We start from the raw sequence: 24,086 nt of genomic DNA, 5'->3' as shown, positions 1-24,086 counted from the left end.
CTTGATATTCGGCGTGCCGGGCAATGGCGCTTAGTGTGCGCGCCTCCACTTTCCGTAGCCATTTCGGATGGCAATCCGTTCCACGCGGTGAACTGATCCATAGCGCGCTTTTTCGACGCGACGCGAGCGCCGGTCCGGACGTACATTGCAAGGCAGGTTTGGCCTGCTACCAGTACGTGCCGTTTGGCCCGGCCGAGAACCGGGCAATACGCGCCACCGACCAACTCCGGAGCGTTGTTAAACGGTCACGGATTCGGTATGAAGTGCGCAAGACTCGCATTTCGTGAAACGACCGACAAATCATTCTTGGCGGATAGGTCTTTCTTGCCTAGCCTCATCAACGGGAAACGCGGCCGGCGTTGACCAGGATTCGTCGATCGAGCGCCTTGAAAAGGGCGTAAAACCATTCACGAGAAGGGAGGGCCATCATGCGCGAGGTCGAGTGGCACTGACGGAAGCACCGGTCGCCGGTCACGGAACGGCGATCAGGGATTGACAGCCCGTATGAGCGGCGAGGCACCATGGAGACATGGGGCGTCCGCTGTGAACGACGCGAAGGCCGACAAACAACTCCGGTTGTATGTCGGTCTCGTCGCGTTTGCGGGGTTCTGCTGTCTCCTGTGGGCGATCAGCCACGCACCCGCCCTGCCCGCCGAGCGGCTCTTCCTCCCCGCTGCGGTGACCACCATCATCGCCGCCGCGAGCAGCCCGCTCGTCTCGGTCCGGGTCCGCTCGGAGAAACGCGGCATCGCCGCCACCTCGGGATCCATCCTGCTCGCCGCCGCCACGCTGCCGGTGCCCTGGGTGATCATCTGCACCACCGTCGGCGCCCTGGCCTCGCGGATCATGATGCGCGATCCGCTGAAGGTGTCGTACAACGCGTCCAAGGACATCGTCGCGGCGACCACCGCCGCGTTCACCATCTCCGTCCTGGGCATCGGTCCCACCGCGGACCTCATCGTCGACCTCCCCGCCCCGCCGCACCTGGCGGCCGCGATCCTGGGCGCGGCGCTGGCGTACGCGGCGGTCGACGAACTCCTCGGGATGACCCTGTTCTCCCTGCTCAGCGGCGCCTCGTGGCGACGGGCGATGCGTGGGCACTGGGACGTGACGCTCGTGGTCCGCGGCGTCAACATCGTGCTCGCGACGCTCGTGGTCATCGCGGTGGAGTACGACTCGCTGCTGGTCGTCGCGACCATCCCGACCGTGCTGGCGCTGCAGTTCGCCACGAAGAACAAGGTCCGGCAGCGCGCTGACCAGGAGGCATGGCAACGCCTCGCGGGCACCGCCGACCAGCTGAACGTCACCGAGCTCACCGCGGTGCTGCACGCCGCGGTCCGGCGTACCCCGGAACTCTTCTCCGCCGACCAGGCCGAGATCGAACTCAGCGACGTCGACCCGCCCCGGCTGGTGCGCGGCGAGGCGGGACGGCTCGCCTACGACGGGCCGGTGGCCGAGGCCCCCCGGCACGAGGGCTCGACCATCGAGGTGCCGCTGGACCGCCCCGGCAGCGACGGCACCCCGATCGGCGTGCTGCGGCTGCGCTTCCGCAAACCGGTCAAGCTCGACGAGTCCGAGCGCTACAAACTCCAGACGCTCGCCTCGTCGCTGTCCACCGCCATCGACAACGCCCGCGCGTACGCACAGCTCAAGCGCATCAACGCGGAGAACGCCTACGCGGCCGCGCACGATCCGCTGACCGGCCTCGCCAATCGCCGTGAGCTGCTGGAGCAGGCCGACCGCAGCTTCGCCGACCGGCACACCGACGGCATCACCGCCATGCTGCTCATCGACCTGAACCACTTCAAAGAGGTCAACGACACGCTCGGGCACGCCGCCGGCGACGACGTCCTGCGCGAGGTGGCCGGCCGGCTCGAGGACGCCGCCCAGTCCGGGGACCTCGTCGCCCGGCTCGGCGGCGACGAGTTCGCGATCCTGCTCACCGGGCTGCCCACGCCGGCCGTCGCCGGCCACCGTGCCACCGCGATGCTGTCCTGTCTGGAGCCCCCGATCATGGTGGACGGCATGCAGCTCACCGTCGAGGCGGCCGGCGGCATCGCGCTGGCCCCCGGCAGCGGCGGCGTGCAGGAGCTGATGCGCCGCGCCGACGTCGCGATGTACCAGGCGAAACGCAACGGCCAGGGCATCGCCACGTACGCCCACGCGCAGGACACCACCGACGTCGGCCGGCTCATGCTCGGCGGGGAACTGACCCGCGCGGTCGCCAAGCACGAGTTCTACGTCGAGTTCCAGCCCATCGTCGACCTCGCCTCCGGTGACGTCGTCTCGGCCGAGGCCCTCGCCCGCTGGCACCACCCCGAGCACGGCGACCTCACCCCGATGCAGTTCCTGCGCACGGTCGAACGCTCGGGACAGCTCGCGGCCTTCGCCGACGCCGTGCTGGAACAGTCGCTGACCGCCGTCGTCAGCTGGCGCGACGCCGGCTTCGACCTACCGGTTGCGGTCAACGTCTCGCCCCGCAGCCTGCTCGACCCGACGTTCCCGGCCGCGGTGCTGGACCGGCTCGTCGCCCACGCCGTACCGGCCGACCGGCTCGTGCTGGAACTGGCCGAGACACTGACCCTGAGCCAGCTCGACGTGGTGGACCGCACGCTGAGCGAGCTCCGCGACGCCGGCGTCCGCCTGGCCCTCGACGACTTCGGCACCGGTGTCTCGTCGCTGACCGTGCTCTCCCGGCTCCCGGTGCACCAACTCAAGATCGACCGCGAGTTCGTCACCGCGGTCGAGACGTCGTCCGAGGCCGCCGCGGTGATCCGCTCGACCGTCGACCTCGGGCGCAGCCTGCACCTGACCGTGGTGGCCGAGGGCGTCGAGAGCGAGCCGCAACGGCACGCGCTCTGGGAACTCGGCTGCGTCGCGGGCCAGGGTCACCTGTTCGCCCGGCCGATGCGCGCCGAGCGGATGCTCGCCACCCTGCAGCGTGGATCCGGCGCGCTCGCCGAGCCGCTGCACGAGACCGGCGCGGTGGTTCGCCTGCCACAACGGCGCCGCTCGAGAAACGCTCTGCCACACTTGCCTGCGTGAAGCTGCCGGAACGCATCGACCGGGCTGCCGGTGGGCTCGCCGCCGACGCCGCCCTCTACGGGCTCTCCGCGGTGTTCGCGCTGGTCACCGCGCTCACGTCGACGCTGCTCCCGCACCGGGCCTGGGGTGCGGTCGCCACGTGGGGCTACCTTGCCGCGTTCCTGGTCGTCGTCGTCCAGCTGCTCCTGCGCAAGCCGGCCTTCCGGCGCGAGCTGACGTGGCTCGCCTGGGGGGCGACAACGTTGCTGCCGATGGTGGTGCAGTCGGTGCAGCGGGCAGCGGGCCGCACCGACCGGGCCCAGGAGGAAGTGCTGGTCGCCGAACACATGGGCGAGCGGCTGGCACACACCGGGACGCCGTATCTGAGCCGTGAGGCGATCACCGCGCTGCCGACGGGGGACCAGCTGCTGGGCTACTCGCCGTACCAGCCGGGTATGGCCGTTTTCGGTCTGCCGCGCGCCGCCTTCGGTGACTTCTGGTGGACCGACGCGCGGATCTGGTTCGCCCTGGTCACCGCCGGCGCGCTGATCGCGGCCCTGCGTCTGCTCCGCGATCAGGTCCGCCCGTTGCAGGTCGCGACCGTGTTCCCCATCTGCGCGCTGACACTGGCCACCGGCGGCGACGACCTGCCGGTGCTCGCCCTGTGCCTGCTGGCCCTCGCGTTCTGCGTGCCCGGCCGGTTCGGCGCGGCCGGCCTGGCGATCGGGGCCGCCGCCGCGCTCAAGCTGTTCGCGTTCCCGGTGCTGGCCGTCCTGCTGATCCTGGCGATCACCCAGGGCGGGCTGCGCCGCTTCCTGCCCGGAGCGATCGGCCTGCCGATCCTGACCCTGCTCCCCACGTTCCTGGTCGACGGCGACGCGTTCGTCGAGAACGTGCTGCGCTTCCCGCTCGGACACGGCGTGGTGACCAGCCCCGCGCAGTCACCGTTCCCCGGATACCTGATCGCGCAGGCGGTGCCGGGCGGTCGCTATCTCGCGCTCGGTCTGCTGGTCACGGCCGGTCTGGCCATCGCGGTGCGGCTCCTGCGCCGTCCGCCTCGCACGGCCGCGGCGGCGGCATACCTCAGCGGGTACGGACTCCTGGCCGCGATCCTCCTGATGCCGACCACCCGTTTCGGCTACCTGATGTACCCGCTCGCGCTGCTGGTCTGGGCCGGCTCGTTGACCTCGGCCCCCACGTTCAGCAGACCCACAGGTACAACGCCACCACGGAGTGACACCGCCTCTTACAATTTATGACATGCAGCCCCAGATGACCTGTCCCAAGTGTCGCGGCGAAATGCGGGTCTACGAGCGCAGCGGCGTGACCCTCGAGCAGTGCACCGAATGCCGCGGCATGTTCCTCGACCGCGGTGAGCTGGAGAAACTCTTCGAGGCCGAGGCCAACTGGAACAAGAGCCAGGCGCCCACCCCGCCCCGGCCCGCCCAGGCCCCGGGTGGCTACGCGCCCCCGCCGCCCCCGCCCGCCCCGCCGGTGCACGGTGGCGGCTACGCGGCTCCCGCACCCGCCTACGGTCAGCCCGGTTACGGCCAGCAGCCCGCCTACGGCCAGCCCGCGTACGGTCAGCCGGGTTACGGCCAGCCCGCCTACGGCCAGCAGGGCTACCACGGGCACTACCGCGGCGGCGGCCACCACGGCCACTACCGGGGACGCAAGAAGAAGAGCTTCCTCAACGACTTCTTCGACTAGGCCGGCTTTCGGGGGCGCGGCCCGGCTCACCAGGTGCCGTCGTCGCGCACCCGTTCGGCCGGGCCGTCACCGGTGAGCAGGCTCAGCAGGGCTTCGTCGAGGTCCTTGCCCAGATACCACTCGCCGCCCTGATCCAGCCCGAAGACGCGGCCCTGCTCGTCGATGGCCACGATCGCGTCGCCCTTGGCCTCCACCCCGAGCGGGAACAACGCCGACCCGAGCACCTCGCCGAACTCCCCCAGCAGGTCGGCGGTGTGCGCGGCGGCCGCGGGCTCGAGATTCAGCCAGCGAATCTGCCGCCGCACCCCGGGCGCGCGCAGTCCGCAGAAGATCCCGGGGAAGTCCATCACCGCGGCCCGCGCGGCCGGGAACGCCCGGTGCCGGAACCGGCTCCCCACGACCGTGACCACGTCGTTGATCATGCCGTCGGCCAGCACCTCGGCCACCGCGCGCCGCATCGGCCGCCAGCCCGCGTCGGCCAGCGCCCCCGCGACCGGGTCCGGGAAGCGGCCCGGCTGCGCGACGTTCGCCGAGTACGGGCGGAACGGCTCGATGAACGCCAGGTGGGACCACGGCAAGACGGCCAGGTCGACCAGGATCGAGATGCACGACTCACACGGGCGGGCGGCGCTGCCGGCGAGCGGGTCGCCCTTTTCCCGTACCAGAAATGCCTCGAACTCCGCCGTTCGCAACCAGGTCCGGGCCTCGTCGAGGGTCATCGGCGTCTCGCGCCGGCGGTCCGCCTCGTGGAGCACATCGGAGAGCACGATCAGCTCGGCGTGACGCTCGGTGCCGCGTACCGTGATGGCGGGTTCCATCTCGCGCAGCTGAGCCGCGACCAGCGGGTGATGGTCGATCAGCTGATCGCCTTTCGCGCCCCGGGCCAGGAACAACCGACCGTCCACTGTGATGTGCGCGGCCGTCGTCGGCACCGGCCGGCGACGCGCGTTGCGCCGCAGTTCAACTTCCGGAGCGACGGTACGCCGTTGCGCGACGATCTCCGGCCGCCGCTCCCGGTACATCTCGGCGACAACGCTGGGTGGCACTCCCGGATACGTCGACAGGGCACCGTTCTCACGGTCGATGACGGTGCGGGCGCCATCGCCGGGGACCGGCAGCACAGCGGGCGGCTGCCGGGTCCACACCACGAAGCCGAGATCGAATTCGGTCAGCATCGGCATGCACTCGTACCCCCGGCGCTCGGACTCGCTGCGCGCCCACCCGGCGGCGATCTCCTCGGCATCAGCCCTAGTGATCATTCCGCTCCCTAACTGTCATTGAGCCGATCATGCTCGCGCTCCGTGTATCCAATATGCACGCTCTGAAGTTACCGGAACACGCAGAGTCGTGCTGCCCGTTACAGTCATCTTCATCGATGAATGGGTGCCGGTGATGAACGAGTTCTGGCTGGACTCTCCGCACACCCTCGCCGGCGGCCGCGACCTGGCGACCGCGGGCGAGAACCTCCGCGGCCTGCGCGCGAGTTCCGGAGCCGAAGCCGCGGCGATGAGCGACGCCCAGCCCTGGGGCACCGACAGCATCGGCCACGCCTTCGAACGTAACTACCGCCCGGTCGAGGACCAGTTCCTGCAGCTCTGGGAAGCCCTCGCCGCCCGCGTCGAAGACCTCGGCGACGCGGTGGTCACCGCGGTCCGCGAAGCCACCCGGACCGACCTCCAGGCCTCGATGAGCGTGCGGCAGACGTACCGGGAGCGGCCGTGACCATCCTGCCCAGCCCCATCCCGCACCCGCTGGACTTCAGCCCGTTCGACGTCCCCGGCTGGGCCTACGAAGCACTCGAATGGGTGGTCGGCTTCGACTGGCCGGCCGGCAACGAACGCACGACCTGGGACGTGGCCGACCGCTGGTACGCCATCGCCACCCAGCTGGCCGGCCCCAGCGACGAAGCCGCCGACGCGGCCAACCAGGTGGTCACCGGCTACCAGGGCGACGCGGCGACGGCCTTCACCAAAGCCTGGGACGAGACACCGCTGACCACCCTGATGGAGATCGCCGACGAACTGGGCCAACTCGTCGAAGGCTGCGGCCGCGACATCGAAGGCGCCAAGATCGAGGCCTGGGTGGAGATCACCCTGTTTTTGATCGAACTCATCGGCATGGCGGTAGCGGTGGCCATGACGCTGGGGGCGGCCTCCCCCGCAGCCGGAGGCCTGATCACGGCCACCCGGCTGGCCATCCAGCAGATCTTCAAACGGCTCGTGGAACAGCTCGGCAAGAAATCGTTGAAAGCGGCGGGCAAGCGGGCGGTCAAGCAGCTGACCACCCGGCAGGGCCTGAAGCACCTGGGCCGGGACGCGATCCGCGAGGGCTTCGACGAGGCCCGCGAGGAACTCATCACCAACGGCGCCATCCAGGGATACCAGAACACCACCGGCCGGGCCCACGGCCTCAGCCTGTCGGATGCCGGGTGGTCGGCGGCGGGCGGTTTCGGTGGCGGCTTCGCAGCCTCGGGAGCCCACGTGGGAGGCGGCTCCCACCACAGCATCACCCGCGGAGCCGGAGCCGAGATCCTGGGAGAATTCGGCGGCGCGGCGGTCGGCGGAGGCCTTCCCGACCTGGAAGGCCTGGCCAAATCAGCCAGCTCGGGAGCCACCGGCTCGGCCCTCCACTCCGGAACCACCGGGGCAACGGACGCGCTGCTGGCCAAGATGCCCACGGTCCCGGCATCCCCGGCGCCAGACCTCGGCACGGCTCCTTCTTCCAGCGCGCTCGCCCCCGCGCCCCCCGATAGCCCGGCCACCCCCCTTGACTCCGCCACCCCCCTTGACTCCGCCACCGCCCATAGCTCCGCCACCGCCCTGGACTCCGCCACCGCCCATAGCTCCGCCACCGCCCTTAGCTCCGCCACCGCCCTGGACTCCGCCACCGCCCTTAGCTCCGCCACCGCCACGGGCTCCGCCACCGCCACGGGCGACCCCGCCGCCGGTAACCCCTCCGCTTCCTCGCCGGACAGCCTCGCCGGGCAGTCGGCCGACATCCCTACGACCATCCCCGACAACTCGCCGGCCGACAGCCTCTCGACCGGCCCAGCTGCCTCGCCCACCGACAGCCTTTTCTCCGGCAGCCCTTCAACCGACCCCGCCGCCTCACCCACCATCCCCTCGACCGACCCCGCCGCCTCACCCACCATCCCCTCGACCGACCCCGCCACCTCGCCCGACGGCCCCTCGACCGGCCCCGTCACCTCACCCGCTGACGGCCCTCTCTCCGGCAGCGGCCCTGCGCTCACCGATCCCTCCCGGCCTGACCTCTCCGCGCTGTCGTCCCCACCCGCAGAGTCAGCACCTGCGAATTCACCCCAGCTGCCCCTATCCACCATCGGCAATTCGCCCTCATCAACCGGCCCCGACCTGTCCAGCCTGGCCCCAGCGACCGCCACCATCGCGCCACCCGCCGGCCTGCCGGACCGTTCAGCCCTGACCGTCCTCGCCCCAGACCTCGCCCCAGCCCCAGACCTCGCCCTAGCCCCAGACCTCGCCCTCGGCCCGAACCCCGCCCCCGGTTCAGACCTCCCCACTACCCAGACCTCCCCTTCCCCGGTATCGCCCTTCACCTCCCCACCTCCCGGCTCACCACCCCTCGCCCCGCCACCTCCCGCTTTCTCGTCGCCGCCCTCAGCACCACCTTCGATCTCCCCGCCGCATCTCTCTCCATCGCCTCCTTCCTCACCACCTCCCTCGCCGCTTCCCCTCGCTTCAACGCCCTTGTCACCGTCTGCCGCACCGCCGACCGCTTCCCCGCCGCCTTCTTCCGCCCTTTCTACACCGACATCCACCCCTCCCAGCCCGTCGTCCACAGTGATCGAAAGCGGTCGTCACCGCATCGGCCGCCCCTGGTCCACGCCACCTCTGAGCCATCACCCAGCCCCCGCCACCTCCTCCGATGTGGACCGATACCTACGGTTCGCCCGGGAACAGCGGTCCGCATACGCACAATTCAGGCGGCAGGACGCGATCGAACGCCTGGAGCAAAAGGCACAGAACGCTCGCAATCAGGCCCGCAGCGCCCGCCGCTCCGCTCGCATCGCGAAGTTCCTGAAACTCGATCCCGGCCTGGCCGCGTTCTTCGAGGCCGACGTCGAGCGGGCGACCGTCGCCGCCGATCTGGCCGACGCGGAGGCGCGGGTCCGGCGCGACCCGGCCTACGACACCGAGCTCGGTGCGCTGACCACCGTCGAACCGCAGGATTGGCACCGCGCGAACCGCGACAGCGGACACCTCGCCCCCGGCCCCGTTTCCCTGGACGACCGTTCCATGTTGACCGGGAACGGTCACCCACCGCCCATCGACGGCACCCGCAGGTACGGCGAGTCCGGCGGGCTCCGGCCGCCCCTGGCCCAGCACCAGCTCGACCTCGAAAAGGCGGTTCCACGCGATGCCGCCGGCAACCCGATGCGCCAATTGGACCCGCGCACGCCCTACTTCCAGCTCATGAACGACGGCGGCCCGGCCGCCGACCCGACCCGAGGCATCAACTGTCAGGATTGCGTACTCTCCTTTTTCGACACCTATGTGCACGGCCGCCCCCGGGTATCCGCACCCCGCACCTTCGACGCCTATCAGGACGGCGACCCCCAACGCCCCCTCTACGGCGAGGCGATCGGTCCCGAACGGGTCGAATACGCCGCCGGCGCCAAATTGCAATCGCTGTGCAAGCCCGACCCGTCGGACACTCCCGCGACAGCGCAGAAACGGGCAGCCCGAGCCTTGGGTGAGGTTTCCGCCCAGCTCACGACCGGCGGACACGGGTCATTCGCATTCCTGGTGAGCGCTTGGGAAGGCGGTGCCGCACACGCCTGGGCGGCGGTCAACCACCACGGCGAAATCCTCTTCGTGGACCCGCAGTCAGGCCGGGTGGCCCCACCGGGAATGTCTCTCTACGGCCATCGGGGCGAACCCCACCCCGACAATCTCGTAGCCCTCGACGCGGTTGTCGTGGACGGCCGGGCCAATCCGCTCCCCTTCACCGATCGCGAGGACGGCTGGTGGCGCCCCCGTTCCCATAACCTGCCGCCCCATCTTCCGGACAGCGCGTCGCGTCGCGTCTACGGCGAATATCTCGACCGGATCCGGACCGACTTCGAAGACAACCGCCGAACCGATCACGCCGGCTATCTGCAGCGTGCCGCAGAGAACCACCGCACCCGGGGCCACGAACTCAACCAGCGGGCCGACCATGCCGCCCGCAATGGCTCGACCGTTTTCGCGGATCAATTGCGCAGGGATGCGAGGCTCGCCCACCAGAACGCCGAAGAACTGACAGTCCATTCCGATGAGGTACGCCGTGGAGCGCGCGTTCCGGAAAGCACCGTCATAGAGCCACCCGACTGGTCGCGACTCAACGACGACCTCGGCACCCTGGCCCATGCCGGCGTGACAACGGCCGACCGATCGGCGTTGACCGGCAACGACATCCCCGCCCCGATCGACCGCAGCCGGCGGTACGGGAAGCGGGGTGGTTTGCGAGCACCTCTGGCCGTACACCAGAAAGATCTGGAAGAAGCCATGCCGCGGCAAGCGGACGGCCGGGTGCGACGCCTGGCCGATCCCCGACGGGGAAAATGGTTCGCGCTGGCGAACGACGGCGGTCCGGCGGCCGATCCGACCCGCGGCATCAACTGCACGGACGGCGTCCTGTCGCTCTACGAGACGTACATCCACGGGCGCCCGAGAGTGTCCGCCCCTAGGACGTTCGACTCATACGCAATGGGCAATCCGACGCACCCACTCGGAGCCGAAAAGGGTGGACTGGCAAGAATAGAAAATACAACAGGTGGAGACTTCCAGAGCTTCTGCCCGTACGTCGGATCCCTGCCGGACCGTGAAGCAAAAATCGCAGTCGACACCTCTCTGGCCGCCCTGCACGACCAGTTGCTGGAAACCGGCCACGGCGCGTTCGCCTTCATAGTCACCGGCGCCGAACAGGGCACCTCCCACGCTTGGGCAGCGGTCAACCAGAACGGCACGATCCTGTTCCTGGATCCCCAGACAGGCCATCTCTCCGAAACGATCCCGCTCTACACCCACACCGGATTCCCGGGCCCATCCAACATCGTCTCGGTGGACGCCCTCGTGGTCGACAACCAGGGCAACCCGGTAACCGGCCCGTCCACCGGGCCCCGAGCCACCCACCACCCGACCGGAGCCCCGCCCAACGATCTGCCCGACGCCCTCAGCCACGCCAGGCAGGCCCAAAAGGAAGCATTCGGAGCTCTGGATCCCCGGGTGCGGCAGGAATTCCTAGCCGCACGCGCGACGGCCACCGAGGTAGCCGAAACAGAACTCACCCGCATGCGCCGTCTCGCCGACACCCTGACCGTCCCGGCGACCATTGTGGACGAAAACCACCGAGTCAAAGCCGTCGAATCCCTGGCCCGCAAATTCAGTCTCAAGCAGGCGACCAGCCAGACCTCCGTCGAGGACTTCCTCAAGGACGTCAACGACCGGGTCCGCTTCTCCATGACCCTGCCCGAACAGACCTACGCGGCAGCCCTCACCCAGGTACTGCACGAACTCCGCACCCAGGGCTACGAAATCCTCGAGGTAGCAAGCTTCTGGGGCGATGGCCGCAGCCGCCACAACGGCCTGAACATCACCATGCGAAACCCAGAGGGCTTCCGCATGGAGCTACAGCTCCCCACCCCGCAATCCCACAAGGTCGGCAAACTGACCCACGACCTGTACGAGATATTCCGTATCGATTCCCACACGGTAACGGGCCAGGAGAGAATAGAAGCTTTCCTTGCCATCATCAGCATCAACAAGATGCACAAGATGGCCGAGCACCAGCCATCCGATCTTGCGACAATCGGCGATTTTGTCTCGGTGGTCACCTCACTCCCACGATGGGCCGCCGGCCGAGGCAAGGGCGCGTGGACCGAATACATTGATTTCGTCGAGTCCCATGGGGCCAACCTCGAAGACATCCTCAGCGCCTGGGGACTGACCTGGGCAGACCTTCCCGGCATAGACAGGCTGATCAGCGAAAATGAGCGACACGGATTTCCACTATCAGACAATCCTGGCCGACGCGGGGTCGAACCAGGTCACGAGCCTGATCGCCTACCGGGCACCGGCCACCTCGGCCCTGCAAGCCGTGATGTGGCACGTAACCCGGGCCGAGTGGATCTACGCCCCAGCGATCGCAGCGAGTCTCCTCTTCGACGATTCATCCACCAACGACACGAGGCCGGTCGACCGCCGGACGGCGGAACAGGTGGCCACGGAACAGCTCCACACCGCCCTCCCCTCCCCGGCTCAGCTGGCAGCGATGATCGAGCAAGGCGAGAAGATGGGCTGGACCTACGGCCCACCCGAACGGTAGGTGATTCCTCCTCGGGTGCGATGTCCGAGCTTGATCCGATCGAGGAGGAACGCAAGCTCCTCGCCCTGCTGTCAGATGAGGAACGAGCGGCGATCGCCCTGTCAGTCGGTGATGCTCGACGGCTCGCGGCTGTGCTCTCCACCCGACTGCACCGCGTTGTCGATCGGCTTCGTGCTGCCGGCATCGCCGGTTCACTGGAGATCGTCGGCGAGGAGCACCGGGTGAAGACCGCCCATTCGCTTGCCCGCGCGTATGCGATCGAGTCCCAGTTCGAGGCTCTGGACCTTGATACGTTCCTGGCCGGCACGACGGATCGGGTCCGCTTCTCGATCCAGACGTCCGAGGACGGCTACGTCTCGGCGGTCATGGCTTCGCTTGCCGAATTCGGCAGGTCAGGGTTCACGCCGAGCAAGGTCACGAATTTCTGGTCCCGGCGTGGTCGGCACAACGGGTTGAACGTCGTACTGACCGACCGGGACGGTTTCCGATTCGAAGTTCAGTTCCCTACGCCGCTGTCGCGTGCGGCCGGGAGCCGGACGCACCGGGAGTACGAAGCGTTCCGGTTCAAGCTTGCCCCACCCTGGCTCCGGGTTCGCGCCTTCCTCAACATGTTGCAGGTCAACCACTCCTTGAACATCGCTGAGCACCAGCCCGCCAACCTTGATCGTCTGCCGGTCACCAAGACCATCGACACCACTCTCGCGCGTCTCATCGAGACCGAGCCGGCGGTGTGGCGGGAGTACTCTCGCTTCTTGGCTCGGTCGGGCAGGTCTCTCGATGGCGAACTGGCAGAGCGCGGGCTCACCCGGGCTGACGTATTCGAAGTCACCGAAGTGGATGGTCGCGATGACCGATAGCGCTTTCGACTATCAGGTGGTGCTGAAGTCGGACTTGTCAGGCGCCGTGAGCAGCCTGATCGCTTATCAGGTCCGGCCGGACAGCCCGTTCCGGGCGGTGATCTGGAGCGTTCCCCGGCACAGTTGGGTCTATGCGCCGGCCCTCGCCGTGTCGTTCCTGTACGACGACAAATACCGCGACAGGATCCAACCTGTTGATCGACATGTAGCCGAACAGGCCGCTCTGCTGGCTCTGCGGTCGGAGCTGCCTAACGAGGCTGTCCTGCTGGAGATGTGTGCCGAGGGCGAGCGGATGGGCTGGGACTACGGCCCTCCGCGCCAGGCTGATCAGACGCGATAGAACTGCCGGGACCGCCGTTCGGGGCTTTGACCTCCGAACGGCGGCGCCAGGTGTCGGTGTTAGTTGATGGCCATGTCGACGAAGCGGGACAGGTGTAGCTGGGCTGCCACCGTGACCGTGTCGGTGGGGCCGTTTCGGTGCTTGGCGACGATGAAGTCGGCTTCGCCCGCTCGGGGGGATTCCTTGTCGTAGTAGTCGTCTCGGTGGAGCAGGATCACGACGTCGGCGTCCTGCTCGATGGAGCCGGATTCTCGGAGGTCGGAGAGCTGGGGGCGTTTGTCGGTGCGCTGTTCCGGGCCACGGTTCAGCTGGCTCACCGCGATCACCGGGCACTCGACCTCCTTGGCCAGGAGCTTCAGGCCTCGGGAGAGCTCGGAGACTTCCTGCTGGCGGCTTTCCGTCTTCTTCGGCGAGCTCATCAGCTGGAGGTAGTCGATCACCAGGAGTTTGAGGTTGTGGCGCTGCTTGAGGCGGCGGGCCTTCGCCCGGATCTCCATGAGGTTCATGCTCGGGGTGTCGTCGACGAAGATCGGGGCTTCGCTGATCTCGCCCATGCGGCGGGCGAGTTTGGTCCAGTCGTCGTCGGAGAGCTGGCCGGAGCGCAGGGAATGCAGGGAGACCCGGGCCTCCGCCGAGAGGAGGCGCATCACCATCTCGATCTTGCTCATTTCGAGGGAGAAGATGGCGCTGGCGCAATTGTGGCGGATGGCCGCGTTGCGGGCGAAGTCCATGCTCACGGTGGACTTGCCGAGGCCCGGGCGGCCCGCGACGATGATCAGCTGGCCCGCGTGCAGGCCGTTGAGCAGGCGGTCGAGGTCGGCGAAGCCGGTGGGGACACCGGTCATCATGCCGCCTGAGGCACCGACGGCTTCAATCTCGTCGAGGGTGGGCTGGAGCATGTCGCCAAGGGCCATGAAGTCCTCGTTGACGCGCTTCTCGGTGACGTCGTAGATGGCCTGCTGGGCCAGGTCGACGATGTCGTCGACGTCGCGGCCGCCGTTGCCGCCGGCACCGTAGCCGAGCTGGACGATCTTGGTGCCGGCTTCGACCAGGCGGCGCAGCACGGCCCGCTCGGAGACGATCCGGGCGTAGTACGACGCGTTGGCCGCGGTCGGCACACTCTCGATCAGGGTGTGCAGGTAGGGCACGCCACCGATGCGCTGGAGGTCACCGGAATCGGCCAGCGCCGCCGCCACCGTGACGCCGTCGGCGGGTTCGCCCCGTCCGTACAGTCCGAGAATGATGTCGTAGATCGTCGCGTGCACCGGGCGATAGAAATCCGGGGTCTTGAGGATCTCCACGACGTCGGCGATGGCGTCCTTGGAGAGCAGCATGCCGCCGAGCACGCTCTGCTCCGCGGCGATGTCCTGGGGCGGGGTCTTGTCGAACCCTCCGCCGCCGCCTCCCGATGGGGGGCCGGCGGGGGGACCTGGTGGGCGCCCGGACGACTGTCCTTTAGCCTCGGGCCGTGCGTCATCGGTGATGGACACTCCGACCTTCCCCTCCTGTGAACCGCGGGTCAGCGAACAGCGAGCCGGATGGAACCGGCGAGCACCCGGGTAGATCGAACACCTCTGGTATGACACTTTCGGGTGGGGACTCGCCCGGGCGAGTGATTCATGACACGAAATCCCCCGCCTTTTCCGATCCGGGCCGAGATGACCCGACTGGACCGGGCCGGGGCCTGGTGCAGCGCCGGTAACAATACGAACTTGCACGTCATCGGCCCAAACGGCACGGTGGACAGCGCTCGGGACAACCTGTGGACAAGCGGGCCGCGCCTGTGTGCAGCCCTGTGCACAGCCTGTGTAAAACCCCCGGAGACGCTACGTCACGAAGCGCTGTGACCAGCGTTTTCCTCGTCCCCACCGTGTGGAGAAAACAAAAAGGTGCTGCCGGTGACGAAGCGATCGCGCCAGGGCGTTGCAGATCTGGAGAACGCACGTCACGCTTTTCCCGTGGACCAACGGGAGTGGGACTACGGCGCCCGCCTGCCGCGAGAGCGCAGCGCCGCTGACTCCTGGCAACCCACTGACCGCCCGGAAAGTCCCGATTCGCGCCGTAAAGACGGATCAGCCGAGCAGGAACCCGGCGCACCAGGCTGGGGCACCGGCTCGGTGACCGACACCGGGAGCATGCAGCCGATCCCCGAGGCAGTCGCATGGTCGCTGCGCGCGGAAGCCTGGGCGCAGAACGACGACCAGGCCGTCGAAAGCTCCGGCACGGTCAGCCGCTGGTCGGACGTCGCGGCGACCGGCCGCCCCCCGGTCCCGGCGGACGGCGTCGGCTGGCGCACCTCGACGGCGGAGTGGCGGTCGACCGCCGAGTCGGCCCGCTGGCGCCAGACGACCGAATGGTCGTCGCCGTCGGGCACCCACGGCTGGCGCACCACCACGGAGGCCTGGCAGAGCGGCCCTGACGCCGAATCATCGCTCCCCCCGACTCTGCCCTCCACCGACTCCCTGACGCGCACACCGGCCATCTCAGGCACCGCGTGGCCCACCCCGGAGTCCGCCGAGCAGACCCCGAGCTGGCAGCAGCCCCGCGAGCCGCGGCCCGGCGATGCCACACCCACCTGGCAGCAGGCGTCCGACGCCAGCTCCAGCCGCCTGCCCGCCCCCGGTTCGACCCCGAGCTGGCAGCAACGCCCCGCCGACCCCACGCCCAGCTGGCAGCAGCCCGGCGACGTCCCGAGCTGGCAGCAACGCCCGGTCGACCCGACGCCGAGCTGGCAGCAGCCGCCGGCCGATCCGCTCCCGAGCTGGCAGCAGTCGGCGCCGCCGGACAGCCCGCCGTCCTGGCAACGCCCCGCCGATCCGACCCCCAGCTGGCAGCGGGCCGAGGAGCGCCCGTCCTGGCAGGGTTTCGCGACGCCGTCGAATCCAGCCACCCCGTCCTGGGAAACCCGCTCGGAGCGCCCGTCCTGGGAGACCCGTTCCACCTGGCAGCCCAGCGCCGACCCAGCCCGCTCGGACTGGCGCGACGACGGCCGGCACCTCGTCCGCGAGGACGACCGCGAGCAATGGCGCCGCCAGGCCGCCGCCGGACAGGCGGGCCTCGACGAGGGGTCACGCCAGGTGGGTCGCCGCCGGGCCCCCGAAACCGGATCAAGGACCACCGGGGGTACGGGCTGGACGTCGCGTTCCGAAACGGATAACTGGGCTGGCCACACCGATACCGGCAACATCCCCGCATACCGTGACGAACCGGAATCCGGCGGCGCGAGCTGGCGCCGCGACTCGCCCGAACCGCCCCCGGCCGACAACTGGCGCACCGGCACGACCACCAACAGCTGGCAGAGCACCCCACCGGCCCCCGACAGCTGGCGCAGCGGCGACGAATCCCGCGGCGCTCAGCGTCGTACCGAAAGCTGGCAGCCGGCGGAACCGCCCAGCGCGAGCTGGCGCAGTGGCGACCAGGCCCGTGGGCAGGAATCCCGGGACAGCTGGAACGACTCCGGGTCGTGGCGGCGCGACCCCGGGACCACACCGCCGGTGGACCCGTGGGCGCAGAGTGCCACCGAGACCGGAGTCATCGGCCTGCCGGTGCCGCCCCGCCCCGCCGACCAGCCCCGCGATTGGAACAGAGACGGCGGCTGGCAGAGCCGTACGGACACCGGCACCTGGCAACGCGACGACACCCGGCGCGACCCGGGATCCCGGCCGCGCGAGATCGAGTCGGGCCCGCCGTCCGGCTCGTGGCAGCGCCGCGAGATCGAGTCCGCGCCGCCCTCGGCCACCGGTTCCTGGCAGCGTCGCGAGATCGAATCCGCGTCCCCCTCGGCCTCCGGCTCCTGGCAGCGCAGTGACCAGCCGCGCCCGTCCGAGACCGGCTCCTGGCAGCGCGGGGACCAGCCCAGGCCTTCCGAAACCGGCTCGTGGCAGCGCGGCCATCAACCGCTGCCGTCGGAGACCGGCTCCTGGCAGCGCGGTGATGAGCCCAGGCCTTCCGAAACCGGCTCGTGGCAGCGCGGTGACCAACCACGGCCCTCTGAGACCGGCTCCTGGCAACGAGGCGACCAACCACGACCTTCTGAGACCGGCTCCTGGCAACGAGGCGACCAACCACGCCCGTCCGAGACCGGGTCCTGGCAGCGTGGTGACCAGCCGCGCCCGTCCGAGACCGGGTCCTGGCAGCGTGGTGACCAGCCGCGCCCCTCTGAAACCGGGTCCTGGCAGCGTGACCAACCGCGACCTTCCGAAACCGGGTCCTGGCAGCGCGGCGACCAACCACGGCCTTCTGAGACCGGGTCCTGGCAGCGGGCCGACCAGGTTGCGCCGGGTGACACCGGTTCCCGGTCGCGTGTCGCCCGGCCCGGACCGGGCGACACCGGGTCCTGGCAGCGGGACGGCGCGGACGGACGTCCGGCTCGTGCCCCCGATCGGCGTCCCAACCGGCCGCGTGGGCCGGAAACGCAGCGCGAACCCCGCCGTGGGCTCGACGCGCAGCGTGGCATCGGCATGCCGCCGGCGCGACGGGACAGCCAGCGTGCGTACGGCGGGAAGCGTGAACCGGACACCAGCTGGCAGCACGAGCTCGAGTCGGCGGGGGACCGCGACCGGGATTCGGATGTCTGGCTCCGGGACAGCGACACCGGCCAGTGGCACCGAGCCGACGCCGACGATGAAGACGACGAGGATGACCGAGGCGATAGTCCTCGACCCCGACGACGCCGGCGAGCACTGGACGGGCCACCGCTGGCCCTCGAGAGTGGGCGCGAGCCGCAGGATGACGACCCGCGCGGGGGACGCCGACGGGCACCGGCTGAGCAGCCCGTCGACCCTGAGGCGTACCGGGTCGACCGGGAAGGTCCGACCAGGCCGCTGACCGGGCGGGCCCGCGAGCTCGAAGCCGGGCCCTCCGGCCGGCGGCGTGATGACGGCCGTCCGACCTCGGCGGCGCCGAGTGGGTCGGGTGCGCCGTGGGGTCCCGGTCCCGGGGACGCACCGGTCTCGGCCGCGCCGTGGGGACCGTCGAGCTACGACGGCCCGGTTTCCGCCGTGCCTTCCGGTTACGACGAGCGGCCGTCGGACTACGACCGGCCGATGTCCGGCCCTCCGGAGGGGTATGAAGTTCGGCCGGTCTCCGGAGTGGCACAGACCGCCCCCGGATCGACCCGGCCCGGATCCGGCGTGCAAGCCGGCCGGGACAGCCGTCCTGGCCCAGTCGACCAGGCAGGCCCGGGCAGGCCAGCAGGCCGCGGCGGGCAAGCAGGCCTGAGCTATGAGCAGGCGGACCCGGACGGGCAGCCAGGCCGGGACGGGCAGGCAGGCCCGGGCAGGCAGGCAGGCCGCGGTGGGCAGGCAGGCCTGAGCTATGAGCAGGCGGACCCGGACGGGCAGCCAGGCCCGGGTGGGCAGGCAGGCTTCAGCGGGCAGGCGGGCCCGGGTGGGCAGGCCCAGGTCGGTGCGTGGCGGCCCGGGGCGCAGGCCGAGGATCGGACCACGGACTGGCGTAATCAGCTTCGTGCGGAGCAGGGGGAAGCACCGATCCGGGGTAGCGCTGCCGCGCCGAGGTCGGATGCCCAGACCGAGAGCTGGCTGACTCAACTCCGCGCCGAGCAGGGGACGCCCCCGGGCCTGTCCGGCGACGTCGCGGCGCAGGCCGAAGCCCAGGCCGAGGGATGGCGCAGCCAGCTTCGCGCGGAGCAAGGCGGTGCAGGACAGGGGAGTGCTGGACAGGGGAGCGCTGAACGGGGGAGTGCCTCTCCTTGGCCTGCGGCGCAGTCGGCGAACCCGGTCCCGGACTGGCGCGACCAGCTTCGTGCTGAGCAGGCCGGATCCGCGGCGACCGGGCCCCGTACGAACCAGGGCGGGGCCGTCGCGCAGCCGGAAGCACCTGCGGCGGACTGGCGTAGTCAGCTCCAGGCCGACCGAGGCGCACCTGCGACCGCACGTCCCGACCCGGTTGCGGCTGCCGCGAGCGGGTCGGCGGCGGTCCCGGGGGAGGACTGGCGCAGCCAGCTTCGCGCCGAGCAGGGTGGGGGCTCGCCCCGGCCCGGCGATGCCGTTACGGAGATCATTCAGCGGGACGAGCCGGCCTGGCTCAAGGATGAGCGGGGTCAGGGCGCGCCGGCCGCGGGGTACCGCGATCCGCAGGCCGCGGACTGGCGCGATGACCTGAGGGCGGAGAGCGATCTCGCCGACGGGGAGTCGCGGCGGTTCGGGACCAGTGACTTCGTGCCGTTCCGGGCTCCGTCGCAGAACGGGGCGTCCGCGGCCGTCAAGGTTCCGGCGGCCAATTCGGCTTCGCAGGGTGCGACCGCGCTCATCGCTCGTACGGGTGCGAGCTGGCAGGATCCGCCGGACACCGAGTGGCCGCCGCGCGGGTCGGTGATGACGTCGCCGACCGGGTCGTACGAACGCCGGCCGGTGAGCACGTTGACGTCGGCGTCGGCTCGGCAGAACGATCTGCTCGAGCCGGATGACGAGATCGAGGAGAACACTGGCGGTCCGCTCGCGGCGGTCGGTTACACGGTTGTCTGGTACGGCGTCCCGGTCGTCCTGTTCGTGCTGTACATGCTCGTGCTCAACGGTAGCCAGCAGGCGAACGCCCTGACCACGCTCGCGAACGCGGCGCCTCAGTTCGGGCTTTCCCTGGTGCTGAGCATGCTGGTCGCGGTGGGTCTGCGCTGGGCGAGCGGTTCCTGGAAGGCGGCCAGCGTCGGCCTCGCCGCGGCCGTGATGGGCGGCGGGCTGGCGACCGTACTGACCTCCGCGATCACCGGTCAATCCCTCAGCTGACGAGCAAAAGACGAAAGAGCGCGCCGGCCCGGCAGGGTCGGCGCGCTCTTCGCGGTGTAGCGGGTGTTACTTCGAGGCGACGACGTTCACGGGGAACGACGCGGTGACCTCGGGGTGCAGCTTGACCTGGACCTTGTACGAGCCCGTGGTCTTGATGTGACCCGGCAGCTCGAGGCGGCGACGGTCGAGCGACGGACCACCGGCGGCCTTGACGGCGTCGGTGATCTCGGCGGGGGTGATCGAGCCGAACAGGCGGCCGCCGGTGCCGGAGCGCGCCGTCAGCGTGACCTTGAGGCCCTCGAGCTGGCCCTTGACCTCGTTGGCCTGACCCAGGTCGCGGATCTCACGGGCGTCACGCGCCCGCTTGATGACCGTGACCTGCTTCTCGGCGCCCTTGGTCCACTGGATCGCGAAGCCCTGCGGCAGGAGGTAGTTACGGCCGTAGCCGTTCTTGACCTCGACGATGTCGCCGGGAGTGCCGAGACCCGACACCTCGTGAGTGAGAATGATCTTCATGTCGGTCCCGCCCCTCAGCGCGCCGTCGCCGTGTACGGCAGGAGCGCCATCTCACGGGCGTTCTTGACCGCGCGGGCAATCTGCCGCTGCTGCTGCGAGGTAACGCCGGTCACCCGACGAGCGCGGATCTTGCCGCGGTCGGAGATGAACTTGCGCAGCAGCGCGGTGTCCTTGTAGTCGATGTAGGTGATCCCGTCCTTGTCGAGCGGGTTCACCTTCTTCTTCGGCTTGCGAAGTGCCGCAGCCTTAGCCATTGCTCTTACTCCTGAACTCGGAAAAGCCCGGTAAGGGGCTTAGAAGGGAGGCTCGTCGTCGAATGAGGAGCTGCTGCCGCCGCCACCGCCGGAGCGGTTGGCGCCGGAGGCCGGGGCTGCCGTGGCCCACGGGTCGTCGAAGGAGGAGGAGTTGCCCCCGCCACCGCCGCCGCCACCGTTGCTGGGCTGCCGGTTGCCACCACCGCCGCCGCCGAAGCCGCCGCCGCTTCCGCCGCCCCCGGACCTGCTCGCCTTCTGCACCTTCGCCGTGGCGTAGCGCAGGGACGGGCCGATCTCGTCGACCTCGAGCTCGTAAACGGTGCGCTTCTCGCCCTCGCGCGTCTCGTAAGACCGCTGCCGCAGCCGGCCCTGCACGATCACCCGGGCGCCACGCTGCAGCGACTCGGCGACGTGCTCGGCGGCTTCACGCCAGATGTTGCACGCAAGGAAGAGTGGCTCGCCGTCTTTCCACTCGCCCGATTGCCGGTCCAAGGTCCGCGGCGTCGAAGCGATACGGAACTTGGCGACTGCCGCACCCGATGGGGTGAAGCGCAGCTCAGGATCGTCGGTCAAGTTACCGACGATCGTGATGGTGGTTTCTCCTGCCATGATCTTCTCCTCGCCGCTGGGCGTTGTTCGTCGGAAAGGTTCTCAGACCCCTACGACAAAACGAACGTCAGCGGGTCTCCGGCCGGATGACCTTGGTACGCAGGATGGACTCGTTCAGCCGCAGCTGACGGTCCAGCTCCGCCACGGCCTCGGGGGTGGCCTGCAGATCGACGACGGCGTAGATGCCCTCGGTCTTCTTGTTGATCTCGAACGAGAGCCGGCGACGGCCCCAGACATCGAGCTTCTCAACCGAGCCGCCCGCGGTCCGGATCACGTTCAGGTACGTGTCGAGCGACGGGGCGACGGTGCGCTCCTCGAGTGAAGCGTCGAGGATCACCATGAGTTCGTAATGACGCAAGACGTTCTCACCTCCTGTGGGCTTGAACGGCCACGGAATTTCCGCGGCAGGAGGTCTTGTGTCGTCCGCAGAAAGAAACCGCGGGGTCGGATGTCCCCACGGCGCACACACTGCGAACCCGAGAAGCATACCCGTGCGGAGCTGGGCAACCAAAAAGAGAGCCCCGTCCGTGGACGAGGCTCTCAATTGTGGAGCCGCGGGGCGCCCGGTCCGCATTCGCTGGGTGGGACCTGGGGAGGAACGACCACACCGATGAGGTTGGAACGGCCGCCCCGCGGAGCTTGTGCAGCTAGTCTACGCGAGACTTGCCCGAGATGCACGTTCCGACACAAATGCCCGAATCGCCCCCGTACCGACGCCCAGCACGCACACCACGGCCACCAGCGTCAGCAACCCGATCGGCCGGCTCGGCGTGATCGGCGTCATCCTCATCACCGGCTCCGCCGCCGCGACCGGGCGATCGGATCCGGCATCCAGCGGCGGCGCGGCCTCGGTCGTGGTCGCCGGCAGTGCGATATCCGGTACGCCGTCAAGCGCCACCTTTTCGTCACCGGCCGGGATGCCGGAGAGCACCGGACCGCCACCTGACTCCGTACCCGTCATGGGATCGGTGTTGACCTTGGGGGTCTTCCTGCCCAGTGGCACGAAGGGAGCGGCGGTCCGCGTCGACCCGGACGTCCCGGACGTCGCCGGACTGTGGGTCGTCGGCGCCGGCGGGCTGACCGGCCCCGGCTCGGCGGTGGTGGGCGACGGCTCAGGGGACTCCGTCGCGGGCGTCGTCCCGGAGTCCGGCCCGGAAGCCGACGGTTCGACGCTGTCCGACGGGTCGACGGAGGCCTCACCGTCCGGGGGCTCCGGCGGTGTCAGCGTCTCGTCGGGGAACGGTGTGGTGGTCGGGGTCGCCGTGACCATCACCGGCGTGGTCTGCTCACCGATCGGACAGCCGGGATCGAGCAGCACGGCCGTGGTGCCCTGACGGAACACCACCTCGGTCGTGGCGTCATCCGCGACAGTCCCCCTGGAATCACCGTTGAGCAGCAACTTCGCGCCCCAGCCGGTGCGGTTGACCACCCGCAGCGTGCTCTCGGCGGGCACGGTCAAGGACTCGATCGAGGGGGTGGACCGGCAGGAGAGGCCCATCATGCCCCCACCCGCGAACACGACCTGGCGGCCGCCGGACCCGACCTGCCCGGCGTTGGCCGTACCCGTGGTGGCCACCGCCGCGCCCAGCAGAAACCCGCCGAACACGATCGCTGTCACCCGGTTTCGGACTTGCCGTGCCATGTGAACATCTCCCCGCTTCGTGGTTGATTCTCCCGGTTAACGACGTCTTGTTCAGCACGGTGACGCGCTCAGTGGTGCCACGACGACACCGGGTGAGCGTCGTACCCACGTCGTACGCTCTTTTCCATGCGCATCGGAGCTCATGTAGATCCCGCCGAACCCCTCGCCGCGGCCACCGCCCGCGGAGCCGACGCGGTTCAGTTCTTCCTGGCCGACCCACAGGGCTGGAAGGCCCCGGCGGCCCGCCCCGACGCGGAGGCCCTCAAGGCGTCCGACGTGGACATCTACATCCACGCGCCCTACGTGATCAACGTCGCGACGCTGAACAACCGCATTCGCATCCCGAGCCGCAAACTGCTGCTCAGCCACGCTCGCGCGGCTGCCGAGATCGGCGCCCGCGCGCTGATCGTGCACGGCGGTCACGTCAACGCCGGCGACGACATCACGGTCGGTTTCGACAACTGGCGCAAGACTTTCGCGTACGCGGAGAAGGAAGGCGGCCTCCCTCTCCCCGTCCTCATCGAGAACACCGCGGGAGGCGACCACGCGATCGCCCGGCACCTCGACAACATCGCCCGCCTCTGGGACGCCGTCGGCGAGTTCGGAGCCGGATTCTGCCTCGACACCTGCCACGCCCACGCAGGCGGCGAAGAGCTTCTCGACATCGTGGACAGAGTGAAGGCCATCACAGGCAGAATCGACCTCATCCACGCCAACGACTCGAAAGACACATTCGACTCGGGCCGCGACCGCCACGACAACCTAGGCAATGGCAAGATCGACCCCGAGTTGGTGGTGGCCGCCATCCGAGCCTCCGGCGCCCCGGCGATCGTCGAGACGCCCGGCGGGATCGAGGGCCAGTCCGCCGACATCGCACTGCTGCGCGAGAGAGCAGGCAACTGACCAGCCCCGGCACCAGAATCCAGCCCGGCACAAGGGAGCGGAATGACGACCGACCAGCCGCGAACCGGCTCCCGAGAAACCCCGGACCCAACCGGCCCCGATCAGCAACGTACGGACGATGCCGCGGACGGCCCGGTCGCGGGG

The 24,086-nt window shown here is 69.5% G+C and carries 15 protein-coding genes; 8 read left to right on the top strand and 7 right to left on the bottom strand.

Annotated features, from left to right (window positions below; translation table 11 throughout):
* Window positions 1–504 precede the first annotated feature (504 nt).
* The 3 genes from ACIA6A_RS28660 to ACIA6A_RS28650 are packed head-to-tail and all read left to right on the top strand — an operon-like array spanning window position 505 to window position 4,734.
* Entirely contained in the window at window positions 505–3,045 is a 2,541-nt protein-coding gene (locus tag ACIA6A_RS28660; protein WP_396100991.1) for a putative bifunctional diguanylate cyclase/phosphodiesterase, read from the top strand.
* Window positions 3,042–4,283: a glycosyltransferase 87 family protein gene (locus tag ACIA6A_RS28655; protein ID WP_396100990.1), complete on the top strand. Its 1,242-nt coding sequence runs from the start codon at window positions 3,042–3,044 to the stop codon at window positions 4,281–4,283. Before ACIA6A_RS28660 ends, ACIA6A_RS28655 begins: the two co-directional genes overlap by 4 nt.
* 1 nt (window position 4,284) lies before the next feature.
* The gene (locus ACIA6A_RS28650) at window positions 4,285–4,734 is read left to right on the top strand and encodes a zf-TFIIB domain-containing protein (RefSeq protein ID WP_396100989.1); all 450 of its coding nucleotides are present in this window, start codon (window positions 4,285–4,287) and stop codon (window positions 4,732–4,734) included.
* A gap of 26 nt (window positions 4,735–4,760) precedes the next feature.
* On the opposite strand, the gene ACIA6A_RS28645 is transcribed toward ACIA6A_RS28650, so the two are convergent.
* A complete protein-coding gene (locus ACIA6A_RS28645) occupies window positions 4,761–5,993 on the bottom strand; it encodes an SUKH-3 domain-containing protein (RefSeq protein ID WP_396100988.1) in 1,233 nt (410 codons plus the stop codon).
* Window positions 5,994–6,126: 133 nt separating this feature from the next.
* On the opposite strand from ACIA6A_RS28645, the gene ACIA6A_RS28640 reads away from it, so the two are divergent.
* The 3 genes from ACIA6A_RS28640 to ACIA6A_RS28630 are packed head-to-tail and all read left to right on the top strand — an operon-like array spanning window position 6,127 to window position 13,275.
* On the top strand, window positions 6,127–6,456 hold the full coding sequence (locus ACIA6A_RS28640) for a hypothetical protein (protein ID WP_396100987.1): 330 nt from the start codon (window positions 6,127–6,129) through the stop codon (window positions 6,454–6,456).
* Window positions 6,453–12,935, top strand: coding sequence for a toxin glutamine deamidase domain-containing protein (locus tag ACIA6A_RS28635; RefSeq protein ID WP_396100986.1), 6,483 nt, complete (start codon window positions 6,453–6,455; stop codon window positions 12,933–12,935). Before ACIA6A_RS28640 ends, ACIA6A_RS28635 begins: the two co-directional genes overlap by 4 nt.
* Window positions 12,925–13,275 (top strand): hypothetical protein, encoded by a 351-nt coding sequence (locus tag ACIA6A_RS28630; protein ID WP_396100985.1) that lies wholly within the window; start codon window positions 12,925–12,927, stop codon window positions 13,273–13,275. Before ACIA6A_RS28635 ends, ACIA6A_RS28630 begins: the two co-directional genes overlap by 11 nt.
* 59 nt (window positions 13,276–13,334) lie before the next feature.
* Here the strand turns inward: ACIA6A_RS28630 and dnaB are convergent, their stop codons facing one another.
* Entirely contained in the window at window positions 13,335–14,759 is a 1,425-nt protein-coding gene (gene dnaB / locus ACIA6A_RS28625) for a replicative DNA helicase (RefSeq protein WP_396101159.1), read from the bottom strand.
* A gap of 474 nt (window positions 14,760–15,233) precedes the next feature.
* Here dnaB and ACIA6A_RS28620 point away from each other — a divergent pair, with 474 nt between their 5' ends.
* Entirely contained in the window at window positions 15,234–20,018 is a 4,785-nt protein-coding gene (locus ACIA6A_RS28620) for a hypothetical protein (RefSeq protein WP_396100984.1), read from the top strand.
* Window positions 20,019–20,084: 66 nt separating this feature from the next.
* On the opposite strand, the gene rplI is transcribed toward ACIA6A_RS28620, so the two are convergent.
* The 5 genes from rplI to ACIA6A_RS28595 all read right to left on the bottom strand — a co-directional run bounded on the left by rplI (window position 20,085) and on the right by ACIA6A_RS28595 (window position 23,039).
* On the bottom strand, window positions 20,085–20,534 hold the full coding sequence (gene rplI / locus ACIA6A_RS28615) for a 50S ribosomal protein L9 (protein WP_396100983.1): 450 nt from the start codon (window positions 20,532–20,534) through the stop codon (window positions 20,085–20,087).
* 14 nt (window positions 20,535–20,548) lie between these two features.
* Window positions 20,549–20,788: a 30S ribosomal protein S18 gene (rpsR, locus tag ACIA6A_RS28610; RefSeq protein WP_007073789.1), complete on the bottom strand. Its 240-nt coding sequence runs from the start codon at window positions 20,786–20,788 to the stop codon at window positions 20,549–20,551.
* A gap of 39 nt (window positions 20,789–20,827) precedes the next feature.
* A complete protein-coding gene (locus ACIA6A_RS28605; protein WP_396100982.1) occupies window positions 20,828–21,397 on the bottom strand; it encodes a single-stranded DNA-binding protein in 570 nt (189 codons plus the stop codon).
* A gap of 67 nt (window positions 21,398–21,464) precedes the next feature.
* The gene (rpsF, locus tag ACIA6A_RS28600) at window positions 21,465–21,755 is read right to left on the bottom strand and encodes a 30S ribosomal protein S6 (protein WP_396100981.1); all 291 of its coding nucleotides are present in this window, start codon (window positions 21,753–21,755) and stop codon (window positions 21,465–21,467) included.
* A 294-nt stretch (window positions 21,756–22,049) separates the two neighbouring features.
* Window positions 22,050–23,039: a hypothetical protein gene (locus ACIA6A_RS28595; protein WP_396100980.1), complete on the bottom strand. Its 990-nt coding sequence runs from the start codon at window positions 23,037–23,039 to the stop codon at window positions 22,050–22,052.
* A 126-nt stretch (window positions 23,040–23,165) separates the two neighbouring features.
* On the opposite strand from ACIA6A_RS28595, the gene ACIA6A_RS28590 reads away from it, so the two are divergent.
* Window positions 23,166–23,942 carry a deoxyribonuclease IV gene (locus ACIA6A_RS28590; protein ID WP_396100979.1) on the top strand — a complete coding sequence of 259 codons (777 nt, stop codon included), beginning with the start codon at window positions 23,166–23,168 and terminating at the stop codon, window positions 23,940–23,942.
* The last annotated feature ends 144 nt before the right edge of the window (window positions 23,943–24,086 follow it).

The organism is Actinoplanes sp. NPDC051494 (genome assembly GCF_044454705.1).
In the GTDB taxonomy this organism is placed as follows: Bacteria; Actinomycetota; Actinomycetes; order Mycobacteriales; family Micromonosporaceae; genus Actinoplanes.
The sequence above is the reverse complement of the archived record's forward strand: the minus strand, read 5'-3'. Positions and strand labels throughout refer to the sequence as shown.

Excerpts from the sequence above, each read along its gene's own strand:
- ACIA6A_RS28660 (WP_396100991.1), top strand. The coding sequence starts at position 505 with ATGAGCGGCGAGGCACCATGGAGACATGGGGCGTCCGCTGTGAACGAC.
- ACIA6A_RS28650 (WP_396100989.1), top strand. The coding sequence starts at position 4,285 with ATGCAGCCCCAGATGACCTGTCCCAAGTGTCGCGGCGAAATGCGGGTC.
- ACIA6A_RS28645 (WP_396100988.1), bottom strand. The coding sequence starts at position 5,993 with ATGATCACTAGGGCTGATGCCGAGGAGATCGCCGCCGGGTGGGCGCGC.
- ACIA6A_RS28640 (WP_396100987.1), top strand. The coding sequence starts at position 6,127 with ATGAACGAGTTCTGGCTGGACTCTCCGCACACCCTCGCCGGCGGCCGC.
- ACIA6A_RS28630 (WP_396100985.1), top strand. The coding sequence starts at position 12,925 with ATGACCGATAGCGCTTTCGACTATCAGGTGGTGCTGAAGTCGGACTTG.
- rplI (WP_396100983.1), bottom strand. The coding sequence starts at position 20,534 with ATGAAGATCATTCTCACTCACGAGGTGTCGGGTCTCGGCACTCCCGGC.
- rpsR (WP_007073789.1), bottom strand. The coding sequence starts at position 20,788 with ATGGCTAAGGCTGCGGCACTTCGCAAGCCGAAGAAGAAGGTGAACCCG.
- ACIA6A_RS28605 (WP_396100982.1), bottom strand. The coding sequence starts at position 21,397 with ATGGCAGGAGAAACCACCATCACGATCGTCGGTAACTTGACCGACGAT.
- ACIA6A_RS28595 (WP_396100980.1), bottom strand. The coding sequence starts at position 23,039 with ATGGCACGGCAAGTCCGAAACCGGGTGACAGCGATCGTGTTCGGCGGG.
- ACIA6A_RS28590 (WP_396100979.1), top strand. The coding sequence starts at position 23,166 with ATGCGCATCGGAGCTCATGTAGATCCCGCCGAACCCCTCGCCGCGGCC.